General features: G+C 45.1%; 1 protein-coding gene. It reads right to left on the bottom strand.

The features are described from left to right. Positions 1–125 precede the first annotated feature (125 nt). Entirely contained in the window at positions 126–749 is a 624-nt protein-coding gene (gene rpoE, locus A3739_RS05625) for an RNA polymerase sigma factor RpoE (RefSeq protein ID WP_068500617.1), read from the bottom strand. Positions 750–821 lie beyond the last annotated feature (72 nt).

Below are 821 nucleotides of genomic sequence, written 5' to 3'. Positions count from 1 at the left end.
CTTAACACACGCTGAACTTCAATTTCATTCGCTTCATCATCCATTAGGGCTGAAAGCGATTCGCGTATTTATCGTCCACTTACACTCTCCTAAGAATCAAAATATAACTATTTAGCTTAGTCATATTAAGCTAATTCTCCCTGCGCCTTCTGCATCGCTTTATCGATTGCTTCACGCGCACGGAATATTCGAGAACGGACTGTGCCTACAGGGCAGCCCATCACATTTGCAATTTCTTCGTAACTCAAACCTTCAAACTCACGCAGCGTTAAGGCAACACCTAACTCTTCAGGAAGATTTTTAATCGTGCGGAGTACCAGAGCCTCCAACTGATCTCGATTCAACTGATCTGCTGGGTTCGAAATATCTTGTAAGCTTGCGTGATTACCTTTGACCTCAGCATCGTCAATATCAACATCAACCGATGGCGTCTTGCGCCCCTTAGACGCAAGATAGTTTTTGGCACAATTCACGGCTATCCGAAACAGCCATGTATAGAAGGCACTGTCTGATCTGAAGTTTTTAATGCCACGATACGCCTTGATAAACGTCTCTTGCGCAACATCAGATATTTCATGGTGATCAGACACATATCGAGAAATAATCGCACCGACTCGGCCCTGATACTTCAACACAAGTAGGTCAAACGATGCTTTGTCTCCGTTTTGAGCACGCGCAACAAGCTTCTGATCGACAACGCGTTCAGGATTAGTCGCAAATTGTTGTGTGTGCGTGGGAGCTTGCGTCATGGAATTACAGGGAACGGTTTTGTTCGCTTTATCTATCGGTTGCGGCTGATCTACACTAGGACAATCCGCAGT

The organism is Oleiphilus sp. HI0067, from assembly GCF_001635735.1.
This window is presented reverse-complemented; position numbering and strand designations above follow the sequence as displayed.

Bases quoted from the DNA above. Each gene is read 5' to 3' on its own strand.
- rpoE (WP_068500617.1), bottom strand. From the start codon at position 749: ATGACGCAAGCTCCCACGCACACACAACAATTTGCGACTAATCCTGAA.